The sequence below is a fragment of the Kibdelosporangium phytohabitans genome (genome assembly GCF_001302585.1).
GTDB classification, from domain to species: domain Bacteria; phylum Actinomycetota; class Actinomycetes; order Mycobacteriales; family Pseudonocardiaceae; genus Kibdelosporangium; species Kibdelosporangium phytohabitans.
This window is the reverse complement of the sequence record NZ_CP012752.1, coordinates 2,857,636-2,875,287: the sequence shown is the minus strand read 5'-3', so window position 1 is coordinate 2,875,287 and position 17,652 is coordinate 2,857,636. Positions and strand designations below refer to the sequence as shown.

19 protein-coding genes are annotated in these 17,652 nt (G+C 70.0%); 5 read left to right on the top strand and 14 right to left on the bottom strand.

The features are described 5' to 3' along the window. Positions 1–49: 49 nt before the first annotated feature. From AOZ06_RS13430 to cobU, 5 genes are all read right to left on the bottom strand, one after another. Entirely contained in the window at positions 50–1,036 is a 987-nt protein-coding gene (locus AOZ06_RS13430) for an aldo/keto reductase family protein (RefSeq protein ID WP_054289686.1), read from the bottom strand. 66 nt (positions 1,037–1,102) lie between these two features. Beyond that, positions 1,103–1,678, bottom strand: a complete 576-nt coding sequence (locus tag AOZ06_RS13425) for a dihydrofolate reductase family protein (RefSeq protein WP_054289685.1) — start codon at positions 1,676–1,678, stop codon at positions 1,103–1,105. Positions 1,679–1,797: 119 nt separating this feature from the next. Then, positions 1,798–2,511: an adenosylcobinamide-GDP ribazoletransferase gene (locus tag AOZ06_RS13420; protein ID WP_054289684.1), complete on the bottom strand. Its 714-nt coding sequence runs from the start codon at positions 2,509–2,511 to the stop codon at positions 1,798–1,800. Further along, complete coding sequence (cobT, locus tag AOZ06_RS13415; protein ID WP_054289683.1) at positions 2,511–3,617, bottom strand: nicotinate-nucleotide--dimethylbenzimidazole phosphoribosyltransferase; 1,107 nt, start codon at positions 3,615–3,617, stop codon at positions 2,511–2,513. The genes AOZ06_RS13420 and cobT overlap by 1 nt, the downstream gene beginning before the upstream one ends. A gap of 13 nt (positions 3,618–3,630) precedes the next feature. Next, positions 3,631–4,158, bottom strand: coding sequence for a bifunctional adenosylcobinamide kinase/adenosylcobinamide-phosphate guanylyltransferase (gene cobU, locus AOZ06_RS13410; protein WP_157233000.1), 528 nt, complete (start codon positions 4,156–4,158; stop codon positions 3,631–3,633). Positions 4,159–4,336: 178 nt separating this feature from the next. Between cobU and AOZ06_RS13405 the strand changes: the two genes are divergently transcribed. Next, positions 4,337–4,534 carry a hypothetical protein gene (locus tag AOZ06_RS13405; protein WP_054296622.1) on the top strand — a complete coding sequence of 66 codons (198 nt, stop codon included), beginning with the start codon at positions 4,337–4,339 and terminating at the stop codon, positions 4,532–4,534. A 56-nt stretch (positions 4,535–4,590) separates the two neighbouring features. On the opposite strand, the gene AOZ06_RS13400 is transcribed toward AOZ06_RS13405, so the two are convergent. After that, the gene (locus AOZ06_RS13400; RefSeq protein WP_054289682.1) at positions 4,591–5,322 is read right to left on the bottom strand and encodes a winged helix-turn-helix domain-containing protein; all 732 of its coding nucleotides are present in this window, start codon (positions 5,320–5,322) and stop codon (positions 4,591–4,593) included. Positions 5,323–5,488: 166 nt separating this feature from the next. Here AOZ06_RS13400 and AOZ06_RS13395 point away from each other — a divergent pair, with 166 nt between their 5' ends. Then, entirely contained in the window at positions 5,489–5,845 is a 357-nt protein-coding gene (locus tag AOZ06_RS13395) for a hypothetical protein (protein WP_054289681.1), read from the top strand. A 59-nt stretch (positions 5,846–5,904) separates the two neighbouring features. Here the strand turns inward: AOZ06_RS13395 and AOZ06_RS13390 are convergent, their stop codons facing one another. Next, entirely contained in the window at positions 5,905–6,996 is a 1,092-nt protein-coding gene (locus AOZ06_RS13390) for a branched-chain amino acid aminotransferase (RefSeq protein ID WP_054289680.1), read from the bottom strand. 154 nt (positions 6,997–7,150) lie between these two features. Here AOZ06_RS13390 and AOZ06_RS13385 point away from each other — a divergent pair, with 154 nt between their 5' ends. After that, positions 7,151–7,441, top strand: a complete 291-nt coding sequence (locus tag AOZ06_RS13385; RefSeq protein ID WP_054289679.1) for a hypothetical protein — start codon at positions 7,151–7,153, stop codon at positions 7,439–7,441. Positions 7,442–7,454: 13 nt separating this feature from the next. Here the strand turns inward: AOZ06_RS13385 and gcvT are convergent, their stop codons facing one another. Continuing rightward, on the bottom strand, positions 7,455–8,543 hold the full coding sequence (gene gcvT, locus AOZ06_RS13380; RefSeq protein ID WP_054289678.1) for a glycine cleavage system aminomethyltransferase GcvT: 1,089 nt from the start codon (positions 8,541–8,543) through the stop codon (positions 7,455–7,457). A 28-nt stretch (positions 8,544–8,571) separates the two neighbouring features. Continuing rightward, on the bottom strand, positions 8,572–9,813 hold the full coding sequence (locus tag AOZ06_RS13375; protein WP_063810030.1) for an APC family permease: 1,242 nt from the start codon (positions 9,811–9,813) through the stop codon (positions 8,572–8,574). Between the two features lie 143 nt (positions 9,814–9,956). On the opposite strand from AOZ06_RS13375, the gene AOZ06_RS13370 reads away from it, so the two are divergent. After that, complete coding sequence (locus AOZ06_RS13370; RefSeq protein WP_054289676.1) at positions 9,957–11,435, top strand: leucyl aminopeptidase; 1,479 nt, start codon at positions 9,957–9,959, stop codon at positions 11,433–11,435. A 204-nt stretch (positions 11,436–11,639) separates the two neighbouring features. Here AOZ06_RS13370 and sucB read toward each other — a convergent pair whose 3' ends face one another. Together sucB and lpdA are read right to left on the bottom strand one after the other, a co-directional pair. After that, positions 11,640–13,427: a 2-oxoglutarate dehydrogenase, E2 component, dihydrolipoamide succinyltransferase gene (gene sucB / locus AOZ06_RS13365; RefSeq protein WP_054289675.1), complete on the bottom strand. Its 1,788-nt coding sequence runs from the start codon at positions 13,425–13,427 to the stop codon at positions 11,640–11,642. A gap of 52 nt (positions 13,428–13,479) precedes the next feature. Further along, the gene (lpdA, locus tag AOZ06_RS13360; protein ID WP_054289674.1) at positions 13,480–14,850 is read right to left on the bottom strand and encodes a dihydrolipoyl dehydrogenase; all 1,371 of its coding nucleotides are present in this window, start codon (positions 14,848–14,850) and stop codon (positions 13,480–13,482) included. Positions 14,851–15,036: 186 nt separating this feature from the next. Here lpdA and AOZ06_RS13355 point away from each other — a divergent pair, with 186 nt between their 5' ends. Next, entirely contained in the window at positions 15,037–15,381 is a 345-nt protein-coding gene (locus tag AOZ06_RS13355; protein WP_157232999.1) for an oxidoreductase, read from the top strand. Position 15,382: 1 nt separating this feature from the next. Here AOZ06_RS13355 and lipB read toward each other — a convergent pair whose 3' ends face one another. From lipB to AOZ06_RS13340, 3 genes are read right to left on the bottom strand one after another with little or no spacing between them, the layout of a single operon-like run. Next, positions 15,383–16,117 carry a lipoyl(octanoyl) transferase LipB gene (lipB, locus tag AOZ06_RS13350; RefSeq protein ID WP_054289673.1) on the bottom strand — a complete coding sequence of 245 codons (735 nt, stop codon included), beginning with the start codon at positions 16,115–16,117 and terminating at the stop codon, positions 15,383–15,385. Beyond that, positions 16,114–16,728, bottom strand: coding sequence for a phosphatase PAP2 family protein (locus AOZ06_RS13345; RefSeq protein ID WP_054289672.1), 615 nt, complete (start codon positions 16,726–16,728; stop codon positions 16,114–16,116). Before AOZ06_RS13345 ends, lipB begins: the two co-directional genes overlap by 4 nt. Then, positions 16,725–17,615, bottom strand: coding sequence for a TIGR01777 family oxidoreductase (locus AOZ06_RS13340; RefSeq protein ID WP_054289671.1), 891 nt, complete (start codon positions 17,613–17,615; stop codon positions 16,725–16,727). Before AOZ06_RS13340 ends, AOZ06_RS13345 begins: the two co-directional genes overlap by 4 nt. Between the last annotated feature and the right edge of the window lie 37 nt (positions 17,616–17,652).

The window sequence follows — 17,652 nt, the reverse complement described above, 5'->3', positions numbered from 1 at the left end:
CTTCCCGCTGGTGAACCGGCCCGTGCGCGCGCACGGGCCGGTTTCGCGTTCACGGGGTCTGCGTGAGCCGCGGGTCGGTGACCACGATGTCGTCGAGCACGGCGTCGATCTTGTCCAGCAGGCTCTTCTCCAGCACGACGCCGGACGCCTTGACGTTCTCGGTGACCTGCTCGGGCCGGGAGGCGCCGATGATGGCCGACGAGACGTTCTCGTTCTGCAGCACCCACGCGACCGCGAGCTGGGCGAGGCTCAGGCCGGCCTCGGCGGCCAGCGGCTTGAGCTGCTGGACGCGCTCGAGGATGTCGTCACGCAGCCAGCGGCCGACGAAGTTCTTGCCCGACTCGTCGGTGGCCCGCGAGCCGTCGGGAACGGGCTGGCCGGGCAGGTACTTGCCGGTCAGCACACCCTGGGCGATCGGCGAGAACACGATCTGGCCGAGGCCTTCCCGCTCGGAGGCGGGGATGACCTGCGGTTCGATCACCCGCCACAGCATGGAGTACTGCGGCTGGTTGGAGATGAACGGCACCCGCAGCTCACGGGCGAGCGCGGCACCGCGGGTGATCTGCTCGGCGGTCCACTCCGAGACACCGATGTAGAGTGCCTTGCCCTGCCGGACCAGCTCGGCGAACGCCAGCATGGTCTCCTCGAGCGGGACGGTCCGGTCGAACCGGTGGGCCTGGTAGACGTCGACGTAGTCGGTCCGCAGCCGCTTGAGCGAGGCGTTGGCCGACTCGATGATGTGCTTGCGGCCGAGGCCCTGGTCGTTGGGGCCCTTGGGGCCGGTCGGCCAGAAGACCTTGGTGAGGATCTCCAGGCTCTCCCGCCGCTGCCCCGCCAGCGCACGTCCCAGCACGGACTCGGCGGCGGTGTTGGCGTAGACGTCGGCGGTGTCGAACGTGGTGATCCCGGCGTCGAGCGCCGCCCGCACGCAGGCGGCTGCCTGCTCCTCCTCGACCTGCGAACCGTGCGTCAGCCAGTTGCCGTACGAGATCTCACTGACCGTCAGGCCGCTGCGGCCAAGTCTCCGAAACTCCATGCCGACAAGTTAACGCCAAACTCGTTCGCAACGCTAACCAACCCACGGGGTGACCACGGCTCCCGATCAACCGTGCCGGGTGGGCCGATAGGTCAGCACCTGCGTGTGACTGTCGAAGACCCGGGCCTCGACCAGCTCGAGGTCGAAGTCGTCCACCCCGTCGAAGACCCGGTCCACGCCGGTCTTCCCGCAGATCACCGGGAAGACCGTCACCTCGATGGTGTCGACCAGGCCGGCGTTGAGCAGCGCCCGGTTGAGCGTCAGGCTGCCGTGGGAGCGCAGCGGCACGCCGGATTCGGCCTTGAGGCGCGTGACCACTTCGACAGGGTCGCCGGGCTCGATGGTCGTGCCCGGCCAGTCGAGCGGCTCGGTCAGCCGGTTGGACAGCACCGTGACCGGGGAGTCGAACATGCGCGTGATCCACCCGTCGAACACCCCCCGGTCGAAGTCCGGCTTGAGGAACGGCGCGTTCGACGAGTAGGTCGTGGCCCCGAGCACCATGCGCAGCGGGTCGCGGTAGGCCGCGGCGCGGTGCGCCAGGAATTCCGGGCCCTGTTTGCCCCAGTAGCCGCCCCAGTCACCGCTGTGGTTGGCGAAGCCGTCGAGCGTGGCGAAGATGTCGAAGGTGTACGTGGCGGCCATGGTGGTCTCCTTGCGGGAAGCTGGCCGCGCCCTGTGGCGGCCTCACCCCTGCTACGAACACCACTGCCCCGCTCCGACACGCTTCCCGGACTTTTCCAGAAACTTCCCGGGCGTGGTCGTCAGCCACTGGCCAAGGCGCAGACGACCAGGGCCGCCGTGACCGTCAACTCACACGCCGCGCCGAGGACGTCACCGGTGATCCCGCCGAGCCGCCGTCGGATATGAGCCGTGAACACCACCAACACACAGGCAGCGACAACCACGGCCAACGGACCGGCCCACAGACGGTCCGGAACGACGGGAATCGCCGCGACAGTGAGGAAAACGAACCACCCGGCGGCCACGTACACCGTCTGCGACCCGGCAACAAGCGCCCCGAGCCCATCCGGACGAGCTGCCGGGAGTCCACGACGGCAACACCACGAGAAGGAGGCGCGTCCAACGGCGAACGCGAGCACGACCGCTCCCCAGTGGACAGTGGCGAGCGCAACCGCCTGCAGCCCAAGCACGACGATCAACGCCACCACGGCGAACGCGCCGACGCCACCGTCCTTCATCACCGCCAGAGCGCGCTCCGGCGGCCCGTAGCAGCCGAGGCCGTCCACGGTATCCGCCAGACCGTCGAGGTGCATGCCTCGCGTCGCCAACGCCACCAGGCCCACGCACAGGAAGCCACCGAGCAGTCCGTGCACCCCTTGCAGCACGGCCGCTACGAGCAAGCCCAGGACCACCCCGACCAGCGGCGCGACGGTTATCGCACGGCGTGCCGCCGCCGCGTCGACTCGTCCCGGTCGCAGCGGCAGGACCGTCAGCCAGGAGAAAGCGAGGAGCACTAGGCGTCGGCCGGACCGGAGACGCCGGCGTCGGCGGAATCGGAGCTGCCGGTGGAATCGGGACCGTCCGCCGGGCCGGAGATGCCCGCGTCCTGGAACGTCGCCATCTCCGCGAGGATCCGGGTCGCCATCGCCACCAGCGGCAGCGCGGCCAACGCCCCCGAGCCCTCACCGAGGCGCATCTTCATGTCCAGCAACGGTTCCAGGCCCAGCTGTTCGAGGGCCAGCTTGTGCGACGGCTCCGTGCTCTGGTGACCCGCGACCCACCACAGGCGCGCGCCCGGGGCGAGTTCCTCCGCGACGAGCGCCGCCGCCGTGGACACCACGCCGTCGAGGATCACCGGGGTCTTGCGGACGGCTGCCTGTGCCAGGAACCCGGCCATCGCGGCGATGTCGGCGCCCGCCGTCGTCCGCAGCAGCGCTGTCGGGTCCGCACTGACCTGGCGGGCCCGGCGCAGCGCGTCACGGATCGCGGCCGTCTTGCGCATCCACGTCTGGTCGTCGATCCCGGTGCCCCTGCCGACCACCGCCACGGGCTCGGCCCCGGTCAGCGCCGCGACCAGCACCGCGGCCGGTGTCGTGTTGCCGATCCCCATGTCCCCGCAGACCAGCAGGTCCGCGCCGCCGTCGGCTTCCTGGTCGGCGATGGCCTTGCCCGCCTCGACCGCGGCCTTCACCTCGTCCTCGGTGAGCGCGTCCTCGTGGTCGATCGAGCCCGATCCCTGCCGGACCTTGAACTCCGTCACCTGGTCCGGCACGGCCGTGCCGGACGCCACCGACATGTCCACCACACGGACCGTCGCCCCGGCGGTCGCCGCGAGCACGTTCACCGCCGCGCCACCTGCCAGGAAGTTCGCCACCATCTGCCCGGTGACCTCGCTGGGGTACGCCGACACGCCCTTGGCCGCGACGCCGTGGTCACCGGCGAACACCACTACCCTCGGCCGGGTGAACGGCCGCGGCGGGCAGACGCCCTGGCACGCCGCCACCCACACACCGAGTTCCTCGAGCTTGCCCAACGCGCCCGCGGGCTTGGTCAGCTGGTCCTGCCTGGCCAGCGCGTCCCGCTTGGCCGACTCGTCGGGTGGGGAAACGTAGGGGAACACCCCGGAACCTCCATCAACGCAACCGCATCGGTATACCGGCCACGAGCAGGAGGACCTCGTCACAGCGTTGCGCCAACGCGGTGTTGAGGGCACCGAGCTCGTCGCGGAAGAGCCTGCCAGAGCGCGTGTGCGGGACGACGCCCAGCCCGACCTCCGACGACACGAGCACCACGCGGGCCTCGGTCGCGGCGACGGCCTCGACCAGCATCGCGCCCTCCCTGCGGACCAGGTCGAGCCCCGCGCCCTCCCACGCGCCCGCCGCGTCCATCACGCCCGTCAGCCACGTGGCGATGTCGTCGACCAGCGTCGAGCCCTTCGCCGCGCGCACCACGTCGGACAGTTCACGGGACGCCTCGACCGTCCGCCACGTGTGCGGCCTGCGGGCGATGTGCGTGTCGATCCGGGCCGTCCACTCCGGATCACTCGGGTCCCTGCGGCCGGTGGCCACGTACAGGACCTCTTCCCCGGCGGGCAGCAGGCCCTCCGCGTGCGCCGACTTGCCGGATCGCGCCCCGCCCAAAACCAGTGTCCTGCGCGTCACATGTCCCTCACTTGACATCATCTCCGCCCTGAAGGGTGGAGATTCCCTCCACGCTACGCGTGGGCCGCGTGGGTTACCGCCGCACGGCGCGATGCCAGCACACGTGCTGGTCCTGCCCGTGCTCCCGGTAGCCGGGTGACGTAGCCTCGGGCCAAAGCTACCGGTGGAGGTGGTGGATGTGGACTACCGATGGCGTTGCCAGGACGAGAACGGACGCGACATCCCCGGCGGTGAAACCCAGTTCGGCGGGCAGGTCGAGGCCGAGGACTGGCTCAGCCGGTCGTGGCAGGACCTGCTGGACGCCGGCGTCGACCGCGTGACGCTGTTGCACGGTGAGACCGAGGTCTACGGCCCGATGAGCCTGCACGCCCCCTAGGCCCGTATCGAGGGCTTCGGCCGGACAGCGGCTGTCTCGGCGGGCAAGCCGGACGTTCAGCAGCTGCGCAGCAGGTCCTCGCCCAGCCGCGTCAGCGCGTGCAGTACCGAGTTGGCATCCCGCTGGCTGGCGATCAGCCCCGCTTTCCGCAGAACTGTCGCGTGTTCGCTCGCGCTGGCCGTCGAGATCCCCAGCTGCCGGGCCAGTTCGCTGGTGGTGCTCGGCATCGCTGTCGCGTGCAGGACGCAGGCTCGGGTGTTGCCGAGCAGGGCCATCAACGGACGCGGTGGCCGCTGCCACCCGATCAGGGGGTAGACCAGCACCGGTCTCGACCGCGGGTCGTCGAACGTCACCGGTGTGCCGCAGCAGTAGCGAGACGGCACGAGAAGCAGCCCGCGGCCGTTGAGGTGGACGTCCTTGGCGACGGGGTACGCCGTTTCCAGCACTGGGCGCCGCCATCGCAACAACGGGAGGAAACTGGCCAGCAGCCCGTCGACGCCGCCGCGGGCCATCGCCTGCGTTCGCCGCCGGATGTCGTCGGCCAGGCTCCGCGCCAGGTCCTTCGGATGGTCGTGCCCCGCTGCCCGGTGGTAGCCGCGCAGGGCATCCGTCAGTGCCCTCAGGTGCCCGATGTCGCCGCCGGCGAGTTCGGCGGCCCAGGTGGGCAGGGCACGGACGTCGCAGCCACGCCACCGCCGCAGGCTGGTCACCAGCTCCGACAGTGGGTCAAACGCACCGGTGACGTGTGTCCGGCCGAGATCCGCCGGAGTGAAGTGCACTCTGAGCATTCGTGTCCCCTTGACGCCGGCCTCCCCAGCCGTCACGGGTGAGTATCCAGATGATCACGCTCAGTCGCCAGCCTTTCGGGTCAGGCCGAAACACGGTGCCGGCGGCGCGACCTCGTGGCGACACTCGACCGGACGGTTCAGCGAAATCAGCAAAAGGAGGAACGGCGTGCGAAAACTGTTCACCTGGGCGATCCCTGTTCTCCTCATCGCCAGTTCTCTGCCGGCGGGCACCGCGGGAGCAGCGGCGACCGCAACCCTGTCCTGTCCGCCGCTCGGCGTTCCGCCGAACAGGGATGCCGTCGACCGGACCGCCACGAGAGGAGCGATCTTCTACGCCCAGCCCGGCTTCGACTGCCCCCAGAACGGCACTCTCGCGGTGGGGGAAAGGGTGGACGCCTTCTGCTATCACGACAACGACGGCAGGAGGTGGACCTTCGCGCAACGGCGTACCACCCCGGCCACGAGAGGCTGGGTATCCGGTGGGGCGCTCAACGGCGGCGGTTCGACTGTCCCCTGCTTCTGACAGCGCCGAAAGGTGCCATGACGTCAGACGTGTCAGGGCACCTTCGCGCGTCGGGACGGTCACACCAGGCGGTGGATCCAGCCGTGCGTGTCCGGGGCGGCGCCGCGCTGCAGGTCGTTGAGCGCCGCGCGGAGCTTCATCGTGACCTCGCCGGGCTGGCCACCGCTGACGGTGAACTCGCCCGCGGCGCTCTTCACCGACCCGACGGGGGTGATCACCGCGGCGGTGCCGCAGCCGAAGACCTCGGTCAGCTCACCGGTCTTGGCCTTCTTCTCCCACTCGTCGGTGGAGATCCTGCGTTCCTCCACTGTGTACCCGAGGTCGCGGGCCAGCGTGAGCAGGCTGTCGCGGGTGATGCCGGGCAGCAGCGCGCCGGACAGCTCCGGCGTCACCAGGCGGTCGCCGAACACGAAGAACAGGTTCATCGCGCCGACCTCCTCCACCCAGCGCCGCTCCACGCCGTCCAGCCAGACCACCTGGTCGCAGCCTTCGGCAACCGCTTGCGCCTGCGCGGCGAACGACGCCGCGTAGTTGCCCGCGCACTTGGCCGCGCCGGTCCCGCCGGGCGCCGCGCGCACGTAGTCGGTGCACAGCCACACCTTCACCGGCTTCACGCCGCTGGCGAAGTACGGACCGGCCGGCGAGGCGATCAACGCGTACAGGTAGTGGTTCGCGGGCCGGTTCACGCCCAGAGTGGACTCATCGGAGATCATGAACGGCCGCAGGTACAGCGACGCCTCGGCCCGGTCGGGCACCCACCGGCTGTCGACCGACACCAGCTGGTGCAGCGACTCGATGAACAGCGAGGCCGGCAGCTCCGGCATGGCCAGCCGGCGCGCGGAGTTCCGGAACCGCTCCGCGTTCGCGTCCGGCCGGAAGGCCACGATCGAGCCGTCCTGGTGGCGGTAGGCCTTGAGGCCTTCGAAGATCGCCTGCCCGTAGTGCAGCACGGTGGCCGCGGGGTCGAGCGTGAGCGCGTGGTACGGCTCAAGCGCGGCGGAGTGCCAGCCCTGGTCGCTGCTCCAGCGAATCGTCACCATGTGGTCGGTGAAATGCTGTCCGAAGCCAGGATTGGCCAATACCTCCGTGAGCCGCTCCGGGGTCGCCGGGTTCGGGCTGGAGGTCTGGTGGAACGACAGCGTGGACGTCATGGGTGCACGTTAGTCGGCGTTAGCGTCGCAAGAAAGTCGCTATCCCGAGGATCGGACGTCCTACTTTCGGGTACACCTGCCCGCCCGCGAATTGGCCCCCGGAATCGGCGCCAATCGGCGCGGTTCACCACGGCGCCGCGACTAGGATGGCGCCGTGGTGAACAGTGGTGAGAACGCGGTGTCCGCGGGGACCGGATCCGATTTCCGGGTCGCGATCGTCGGCGCGCTGATGCCGTTCGGCCTCGGCCTGCTCGTGCTGCTCGGCTACGCGTGGCTGAGCTTCTTCGGTGCGGTCCTCGGCTTGCTCGGCGCGTTGTGGTGGGCCCTGTGGTGGCGCAAGAAGCACGACAAGAAGTTCTTCCCGCGTGACGTCGAGGGCGGCCCGTTCGTGCTCACCATCGTCCTCGCGGTCCTCTTGTTCATCGTCACGCTCGCCGCGACGTAGGCCCGCGCTCGCTTCAGCGCACGTTCGTCTGCACGAACGGCGGCTTCACGACCTCGAACCGCAGCTTGCGGCCGCGCACGTCCAGCGTGACCTCGGTGCCGAAGTCCACGCCGGCCGACGTGTCGATCAGCGCGAGCGCGATGCCGGTCTTGAGCGTCGGGGAGAACGTGCCGGACGTGGTCACGCCGATCTGCTTGCCGTCGGCGTCCAGCACGGCCATGTCCGGCCGCGGCACGCCGCGCTCCAGCGCGCGCAGGCAGCGCAGGCGGCGCGCGGGCTCCTTGCGCTCGGCCACGAGCGCCGCACGGCCCCAGAACTCGTCCTTCTTCCAGCCGACGGCCCAGGTCGACCCGGCCTGCACCGGGCTGATCTCCAGCGACAGCTCGTGCCCGTGCAACGGGTAGCCCATCTCGGTGCGCAGCGTGTCCCGCGCGCCCAGGCCGCACGCCGTCGCGCCCGCTTCACGCAGCGCCTCCCACACGACCGGGGCGTCGCCCCACGCGGGGATCAGCTCGTAGCCGTGCTCACCGGTGTAGCCCGTACGGCACACGCGCACGTTGATGCCGCGCCATCGCGCGTCGCGGTAGGCCATGTACTCCAGTTCGGTGGGCAGGCCGAGCCCGTCGAGCAGTTCGGCCGAACGCGGGCCCTGGACGGCCAGCACGGCGTGGTCACGGTGCTCGTCGGTGACTGAGATGCCCTCGGGTGCCGCGGCGATGAGCATGCGGGCGACCTCGGCGGTGTTGGCCGCGTTCGGCACGAGGAACACGTCCTCCGGGCCGACGAGGTAGACGATGATGTCGTCGACCGTGCCGCCGGACTCGGTGCAGCACAGGGTGTACTGGGCCTTGCCCGGTGCGATCCGGTCGAGGTCGTTGGTCAGGCACCGGTTGACGAACCCGGCGGCACCCGGTCCGGTCACGCGGACCTTGCCGAGGTGCGATACGTCGAAGATGCCCACGTCCTCACGGACCGCCGTGTGCTCGGCGACCACACCGGTCTTGTACTGGATCGGCATCTCCCAGCCCCCGAACGGGGCGAAGGTGGCGTCAAGGCTCGCGTGCAGGTCGTGCAAGGGCCCTCGTAGCAGCTGCTCAGTCACGCCAGCGAACGTTACAGCGCGCCCGCACCTACTTTCGGGCGTACCTGGAGGTGATGGCACCGGCGACACAGCCGACGACCATCACGAGCACCACGACAGCCAGGTACTTCACCGCCATGTTCATCCCGATGAGCACCGAGAAACCCAACCCGAAGCACGCGGCCCTTCGTGGCCACGCCCGTTCGGCCGGCAGCAGCAGGCGCGCGGAGGCGTTGGTGAACGCGTAGTAGAACAGCAGCAGGCACGCGGCGACACCGATCGCCTGCGGCGGGTTCAGCAGACCCGCGGCGACGGCCACAGCGGCTCCGCTGAGGCCCGCGGCGGGCGCGGACACCCCGCGCGACCCGACGATCGCCAGCGCGGGCGGCACGTCGGAGAACTCGGCCATCGCGCTGAGCGTCCGCCGGATCGACCCGATCGCCATCAGCAGGCCGTACAGCGTGGCGATCCCGGCGACCCCGGCCATCAGCGGCTGCAGGGACTGCGCGTCGGCGGCGGCGAGCGCGTCCATCAGCGGCGCGGGCGACAGCGCCAGCCGGGGCCCGCCGAGCTGGTGCAGCGCGGCGCCGCCGACCGCGACGGTCACGGCGAGGGTGCCGACCATGATCACCGGGACGGCGACGTGCAGCTGACGAGCCGAGTACTCCTGCTCGGACGAGGACGTGACGTACTCGAATCCGAGGAAACCGAAGAACAGCAACCCGGCGGAGGACAGCAGGCCGCCGAGGTCGTTCGTGCCTTCCACGTCCGCGGGCAGCGGCAACGGCTGCGGAGGCGCGATGGCGAACGCCACAGCCACGAACAACGCCATGCCGACGAGCGTCACCACCAGCACGGCGGTCGCCACCCCGCGAGACGGGCGCACACCGAACGCGTCAGCGACAGCGGCTATGAGACTGACCACGATCGCCGCCGTCACCGGGTACTGCGGCACGACGTAAGCACCGAACGTGCCCGCGATGGCGGCGCCCGCGACGATCCGGCCGACCAGCACCGTGCTCCCGGCCATCCGGCCGGGCAGCACACCGAGCTGGAGCCTGCTGTACAGGTAGCCGCCGCCCATGCCCATGAACCGGCGCGACTGGTCAGACGTGGAGAACGCGCTGCACAAGGCAGCCAGGAACGCGATGACAGCACCGGCCAGCAGCCAGGTGCCTGCCGCGGCCGCGGCGGGCGAGATGGCGATCAGCATCCCCGCCCCGAGCATCGCCGACAACCCGGGCACGATCCCAGCGGTTGTCCTCAGCCGGTCGGTCACGGCTTGTCGCACCGGGACACAGTGTCAGACGGGCCCGGTGTACCGGAACAGACGGCCACTTGGTTCACTCGTTTTCTCCATCACCCTGGCGGGTCACAAGGCCGCCGGTGGTCGTTAGCATGCGTCACTAAACCAGCCCCGACGAGGAGTAGCCCGTGACCGCCCCCAAACTAGCCCTGTCCGAACAAGCAGCCGCTGATATCACGGCCGACGTCGTGGTGGTCGGGACAGTGCAGCAGGATGGCGGCGGCTTCGCCCTCGCACCGGGTGCCGATGCCGTCGACGCCGCCTTCGACGGTTCCCTCGTCGACATCCTGACCAGCCTCGGCGCGTCCGGCAAGGCCGAAGAGGTCGTGAAGGTGCCGACGCTCGGCAAGCTCAAGGCAGGCGTGGTGCTGGCAGTGGGCCTCGGCAAGCAGGACCCGACGCCGGAGCAGGTCCGCCGCGCCGCGGGCGCCTCGGCCCGCGCGCTGACCGGCGTGAAGCGCGCCTGCACCCTGTTGTCCCAGGTGGACTTGCAGGCAGCGATCGAAGGAACCGTGCTCGGTGCGTACAACTTCACCGAGTACAAGTCCGACGCGGGCGACGGGCCGGTCGGCCGCGTCGACTTCGCGGCGGAGAACTCCAAGGAGAACAAGGCGACGCTGAAGGCCGCGACGGCGATCGCGGAAGCGGTGGCGACGGCCCGTGACCTGATCAACACCCCGCCGAACGACCTCTTCCCGGCCTCCTTCGCCGACCGGGCGGTCAAGCTCGGCGAAGCGGCGGGCCTGACGGTGGAAGTGCTCGACGAGAAGGCACTGCGCCGGGGCGGCTTCGGCGGCATCCTCGGCGTGGGTACCGGTTCCTCGCGCCTGCCCCGCCTCGTGCGCCTGTCCTACAAGGGCCCGAGGGCGTCGAAGAAGGTGGCGCTGGTCGGCAAGGGCATCACGTTCGACACCGGCGGCATCTCCCTCAAGCCCCCGGCGAGCATGGAGGAGATGACCTCCGACATGTCCGGCGCGGCGGCGGTCGTGGCCTCGGTGGTGCTCGCGGCGAAGCTGAAGTACCCGCTCGAGGTGATCGCCACGGTGCCGATCGCGGAGAACATGCCGTCGGGTACCTCGTACCGCCCCGGCGACGTGCTGACGATGTACGGCGGCAAGACGGTGGAAGTGCTGAACACCGACGCGGAAGGCAGGCTGATCCTCGCCGACGCGATCGTGCGCGCGGGCGAGGACAACCCGGACTACCTGATCGAGACCGCGACCCTGACCGGCGCTCAGCTCGTGGCGCTGGGCAAGCGCACGGCGGGCGTGATGGGCTCCGACGGCTTCCGCGACCGCGTGGCGCGTATCGGCCAGGCGGTGGGCGAGAACGCGTGGGCGATGCCGCTGCCGGAGGAGCTGCGCGGCGACCTGGACTCGCGGATCGCGGACCTGGCGAACGTCACCGGCCACCGGTGGGGCGGGATGCTGGCCGCGGGGCTCTTCCTGAAGGAGTTCGTGCCGGCCGACCTGGAATGGGCGCACATCGACGTGGCCGGCCCGGCTTACAACAGCGGCGGTGCCCACGGGTACACCGCTCGCGGCGGTACCGGCGTTCCTGTCCGCACGATCGCCGCCGTTCTGGCTGATATCGCCGAGAACGGCTGACAGCCAAAGCAAAGGGGTCCTCCTCGCCTGCGGGTGAGGAGGACCCCTTTGCACTGTGCGGCGGGCCTGCATCTGGTGGGCCAGGTTTTCGTGCCGCTGGGCTGGGCAGGCCTGCGCTGCGCTTTCACTCACTCTGCCCTTCCCACAACGAGAAGGGCCCTTCCCGTTGTGGGAAGGGCCCTTTCGCTTGGCTGCTGCGGGCCGCTACAGGCCGAGTTCGGCCTCGAAGTTGCCTTCCTGCAGGCGGCGCTTGACGGTTGTCAGGAACCGACCCGCGTCCGCGCCGTCGACCAGGCGGTGGTCGTAGGTCAGCGACAGGTACACCATCGAGCGGATCGCGATCGAGTCCGCGCCGTTCTCGTCGGTGATCACCACCGGGCGCTTCACGACCGCGCCGACACCGAGGATGCCGACCTGCGGCTGCAGGATGATCGGGGTGTCCGACAGCGCACCCGCCGTGCCGAGGTTGGTCAGCGAGAAGGTCCCGCCTGCCAGCTCGTCCGGCTTGATCTTGTTCGACCGCGCACGGGCCGCCAGGTCCGCGATCTTGCCTGCCAGGCCGGTCAGGTTCAGGTCACCAGCGTTGTGGATGACCGCGTTGAGCAGGCCCTTCTCCGTGTCGATCGCGATCCCGAGGTGTTCGGCGCCGTGGTAGGTGACCTCCTTGGCCTCCTCGTTGATCGACGCGTTCAGCTTCGGGTGCTGCTTGAGCGCTTCCACCGTCGCCTTGGCGAAGAACGGCAGGAACGTCAGCTTCACGCCCTCACGAGCCAGGAACGAGTCCTTGGCCTGCTGGCGCAGCCGGGCGATCTTGGTGACGTCCACCTCGAACAGCTGCGTCAGCTGTGCCGAGACCTGCAGCGACTCACGGGTGCGCTGCGCGACGATCTGCCGCAGCCGCGGCAGCTTCTCGGTCTTGCCGCGCAGTGCCGACATGTCGGCCGCCGGGGCAGCCGACGGGGCCGAAGCGGCCGGGGCAGGCGCAGCCGCGGCGGCGGGCTCCGGCTTCTTCTTGGCCTCGACCGCGGCGAGCACGTCCTGCTTGCGGATGCGGCCGCCGACACCGGTCCCGGTCACCGAGGACAGGTCGATGCCGTTCTCGGACGCCAGCTTGCGCACCAACGGCGTCACGTACGGCGCGTCGCCGCCGGTCGAGCCGTTGTTCTGGGCCGGAGCCGGTTCGGGCTCCGGCGCGGGTGCCGGGGCCTGCGCCTCGGGCTTCGGTTCCGGCTTGGGCTCGGACTTGGGCTCGGACTTGGGTTCCGGCTTCGGTTCCGGCTTGGGCTCGGGCTTCGGTTCCGGCTTGGGTTCCGGCTTCGGCTCGGGAGCCGGTTCCTGCTGGGCCGGGGCGGCGTCGGCCGAACCGATCACCGCGAGCTGCCCGCCGACCTCGACGGTGTCGTCCTCGCCTGCCGTGATCTCCAGCAGCGTTCCGGCCACCGGCGACGGGATCTCGGTGTCCACCTTGTCGGTGGAGACCTCCAGCAGCGGCTCGTCGACCGCGACCGAGTCACCGACCTGCTTGAGCCAGCGGGTCACGGTGCCCTCGGTGACGCTCTCGCCGAGCTCCGGCATGGTCACCGGCGTCCCGGACGCCGCACCACCACCGCCGGACGACGCCTGCGGCGCGGGCTCCGGCGAAGACTCCGGCTCGGGCTCGGGCTCGGGCTCCGGCTCCGGCTCCGGCGAGGACTCCGCCGCGGGAGCCTCTTCTTCCTGCTGCTGCGGCGCCGAGTCACCGTCGGAGGCACCGCTGCCGTCACCGATCACCGCGAGTTCCGCGCCGATCTCGACGGTCTCGTCCTCCTGGGCGACGATGCGCTCGAGCACACCGGCCGCCGGCGACGGGATCTCTGTGTCGACCTTGTCGGTGGAGACTTCCAGCAAGGGCTCGTCGACCTCGACGGTGTCGCCCACCTGCTTCAGCCACCGGGTGACCGTGCCCTCGGTGACACTCTCACCAAGGGCCGGCATCTGGACGGAGAAGGCCATTGTTTCGCTTACTCCTCGTGCGTTTGAGCTTGGCTGACCTCGAGCCCGTGCGTCAGCCGTGCACGTGCAGGGGCTTGCCGGCAAGGGCGAGGAAGGCCTCGCCAATGGCTTCGGTCTGCGTTGGGTGTGCGTGGATCAGCGGGGCGACGTCTTCTGGATACGCCTCCCAGCCGTAGATCAGCTGAGCCTCGCCGATGAGTTCCCCGACTCGTTCGCCGACAAGGGTCATGCCGACCACGGGGCCGTCCGGTGCCTTGATCACCTTGACGCCCCCGGACGTTTTGAGGATCTTGCTCTTGCCGTTGCCGGCAAGGTCGTAGACCAGGGTTTCCGCGGAACCGTACTTCTCCTTGGCCGCGGCCTCGGTCAGGCCGACCGACGCCACCTCCGGCTTGCAGTACGTCACGCGCGGGATGCCGGCCTCGTCGATCAGTTTCGGGTTCTGCCCGGCGATCTGCTCGGCCGCGAAGATGCCCTGCTGGAAGCCGCGGTGCGCGAGCTGCAGGCCGGGCACGATGTCGCCGACCGCGTACACGTTCGGCAAGTTGGTGCGCAGCCGCTCGTCGGTCAGCACGAAACCGCGGTCCATCTCGACCCCGGCCTCCTCGTAGCCCATCGCCGCGGTGTTGGGGCCGCGGCCGACGGCGACGAGCAGCAGGTCCGCCTCGAACTGCTCACCGGACTCCAGCGACACGGTCACCGCGTCGTCGGTCTGGGTCGCGCCGGTGAACCGCACACCGGTCTTGAACTTGATGCCGCGCTTGCGGAAGGCGCGCTCGAGCTGCTTGGAGGCGTACTCGTCCTCCAGCGGGACCAGCCGGGGCAGCGCCTCGACGATGGTCACCTCGGCACCGAAGGAGCGCCACACGCTGGCGAACTCGACTCCGATCACGCCGCCGCCGAGCACGACGACCCGCTCGGGCACGTAGTCGAGGTTGAGCGCCTGGTCGGACGTGATGATCCGGCCGCCGATGTCGAGACCGGGCAGGCTCTTGGCATACGACCCGCTGGCGAGCACCACGTTCTTGCCGGTGTAGCGGGTGCCGTCGACGTCGACCGCGTTCGGCGCGACGAAGGTGCCCGTGCCCTCGACCATCTTGACCTTGTTCAGCTTCGCAAGGCCCTGCAGGCCCTTGTAGAGCTGGGAGACCACTCCGTCCTTGTACGAGTTCACGCCGTTGATGTCGATGCCTTCGAGCGAGCTCTTGACCCCGAACTGGTCACCTTCACGCACGTTGTCGGCGATCTCGGCCGCGTGCAGCAGGGCCTTGGTCGGGATGCAGCCGCGGTGCAGGCACGTCCCGCCCAGCTTGTCCTTCTCCACCACGATCACGGACAGGCCGAGCTCGGCGGCGCGGAACGCGCAGGCATAACCGCCCGACCCGCCACCCAAGATCACCAGGTCAGCGGAGGTGTCACTCACAAGGTCTCCTCGAGAAGCTTCGTCTCTTTCGGACCACGCCGGTAGGCGGGAGGTCCGACCACACGCCATCTTGTCACTTCATCGGGCAGGCTTGCGAACTGGCCAGGCGTGTCGCGTGGGTCCACAGGTGCGCCTCAGGTCGCCGGGGCAGAATGTCCGATAACGGACAGCAAGGAGGTCGTCCAGGTGGGGATATTCGACAAACTGCGCCGCAGGCCGAAGGCGGGCGTCACACGTACCGCCACCTCGAAGGACACCGATCACCTGGTCGCGTGGGCGCAGTCCAGGCGTGGCGTCGAGGCCTACGTCGAGCCGCGCACCAATGTGACACATACGACTGTGGTCCTCATCGCCTCCGACGGCGAGTGGACGCGCAGGCGCATCGACGACGAGGACGCCGCCCGCAGCTTCGGCAAGAAGCACAGCATCCCGGTGTACGACGCGGGCATCGTCGGTTACCCGCAGCGCATGCGCGACTACACCCGGCGCAAGGCCGAGGAGGACAAGCGCCGCGGCTCCTCCGGGTCCTGAATCAGGACTTCAAGGCGAACGTGACGCCGGGCGCGCTGTCGTGGTCCGGGCGGGGCAGCCAATGCTCGGCGACGGGCAGGGTGCCGTCCAGCGCGGCCAGCACGGCGTCGCGGGCCAGCGGGAGCACCTCGCCGACCGTGACGTCCCGGCCCAGTTCCCAGCTCAGCGACGTCACGCCCGCGTCGCGGATGCCGCACGGCACGATCCGGTCGAACGCGGCCAGGTCGGCGTTGCAGTTGATCTCGAAGCCGTGCATGGTCACGCCGCGCTGCACGCGGATGCCGATCGCGGCGATCTTGCGCTCGGGCCCGCGTGCGTCGGCGGCCAGCCAGACCCCGCTGCGGCCCTCGACCCGGCCGGTCCGCAGGCCGAGCCGGGCGCAGACGGAGATCAGCGCCTCCTCGATCCGCCGCACGTACTGCACGACGTCGATCGGGTCGGCCAGGTGCACGATCGGGTAGCCCACGAGCTGACCGGGGCCGTGCCAGGTGATCTTCCCGCCGCGGTCGACGTCGATCACGGGTGTGCCGTCGGCCGGGCGCTCGTCGGGCTGGGTGCGCTTGCCCGCGGTGTAGACCGAGGGGTGTTCGAGCAGCAGCAACGTGTCGGGTGCGGCGCCGCAAGCGCGGGCCTCGGCCAGTTCCCGCTGCAGTTCCCATGCGGCGAGGTAGTCGATGGTGCCGATCTCACGCGTGTCCACGGGTTGCGTGGCGGCACGGCAGGATGTCTCGATCACGTGGAAACCCTACGCTCCTTCAGCGGGATCAGATGCAACGCGGCGGCCACGAGCAGTCCGGCACCGGTCACCCCGAGCGTGCCGCCCAGCACGTCGGTGAACCAGTGCACGTCCAGCAGCACGCGGCACGCGGCGGAGATCACGACCAGCGTGCCGCCGAGCGCGATCGCCTTGCGCAGCAGGCGCGGCACCAGCCAGCCGCACAGCACGATCCCGGTGAACGCGACGCTGGCCATCGAGACCACGTGCCCGCTCGGATAGCTGAAGTCCACGTAGTCCCGTGGACGGACCCGTTCGTACACGCCCTTGAACAACGACACCGAGCGGCACGCGGCCAGCAACACCATGCACCGCAACAGGACGTTGAACACGTACGCGTCACGGCGCAGCCAGAACGCCGCGATCGCGAGGACGAGGAACCACACGATCGGCTGGACCGGTCCGAGGACGTCGGACACCACCCAGACCACGTTGCCCGCGGTCGTCTGCCAGATCCCGGCGGTGACGTCGGACACGGCGAGGTCGAGCGGCCATGCCGAGTCACGCACCAGGTACCCGAGCAGGAGGAACAGCGCGAGCAGCGCGAATCCCCACGCACAGGCTCGGATCAACGCTTGGCCACCGAGCCCAACGCCTCGTCCACCGTGCTGTAGGTGAACGTGAAGCCGTTGTCCTGCAACGCCTTGGGGATGACGTGCTGGCTGGCCAGCGCGCCTTCGTCGGCCAGTTCGCCCAGTGCGAGGCGCAGCGCGAACTTCGGCGCGACCCACGGCGCGGGCTTGCCGAGCGCGCGGCTGAGCGCACGGGTGAACTCGGCGTTGGTCACCGGGTTGGGCGCGGTCATGTTCACCGGCCCGCGCACCGATTCGGTACGGAGGATGTGCAGGATCGCGCTGACGTGGTCGGACTGGTGGATCCACGGCATGTACTGGCGCCCGTCGCCGAGCCGCCCGCCGAGCATGAACGAGAACAGCAGCCGCAGCGGGCCGAGCAGCCCGCCTTCCTTGCTGAGCACGAGCCCGGTGCGCAGGATCGCCACGCGTGCGCCCGCGTCGGCCGCCGCCTGGGTGGCGCCTTCCCATTCCTTGCACATCTGGGACAGGAATCCGTCGCCGGGCGGGGTGGTCTCGTCGACGACGCGGCCACCCGTGTCGCCGTAGTAGCCGACGGCGGACGCGTTGATCAGCAACGGAATGCCGCGTTCGGCGGTCTCGGCGGCGAGCACCTCGGTCGGTTCGACGCGGCTGTCGACGAGCACCTGCTTGCGCGCGTTGCTCAGCCGGGTCAGCGTGATCGGCGCGCCGCAGAGGTTCACGATCGCCTCGGCGCCGTCCATGGTCCCGTCGTCGATGCGGCCGGACGGCGGGTCCCATGAGCGCTCGTCCGGCGCCGACGCCGTGCGCCGGACTAACCGGACCACGTCGTGCCCTGCGCTTCGCAGCGCGGAAACGAGCAGGGTCCCGATCATGCCGGACGACCCGGCGACGACGACGCGCATGGCCCGATCCTAGTGAGCAACGGCCATCCGCGCCGGT

Bases quoted from the DNA above. Each gene is read 5' to 3' on its own strand.
- AOZ06_RS13430 (WP_054289686.1), bottom strand. From the start codon at position 1,036: ATGGAGTTTCGGAGACTTGGCCGCAGCGGCCTGACGGTCAGTGAGATC.
- AOZ06_RS13425 (WP_054289685.1), bottom strand. From the start codon at position 1,678: ATGGCCGCCACGTACACCTTCGACATCTTCGCCACGCTCGACGGCTTC.
- AOZ06_RS13400 (WP_054289682.1), bottom strand. From the start codon at position 5,322: ATGCTCAGAGTGCACTTCACTCCGGCGGATCTCGGCCGGACACACGTC.
- AOZ06_RS13390 (WP_054289680.1), bottom strand. From the start codon at position 6,996: ATGACGTCCACGCTGTCGTTCCACCAGACCTCCAGCCCGAACCCGGCG.
- sucB (WP_054289675.1), bottom strand. From the start codon at position 13,427: ATGGCCTTCTCCGTCCAGATGCCGGCCCTTGGTGAGAGTGTCACCGAG.
- AOZ06_RS13340 (WP_054289671.1), bottom strand. From the start codon at position 17,615: ATGCGCGTCGTCGTCGCCGGGTCGTCCGGCATGATCGGGACCCTGCTC.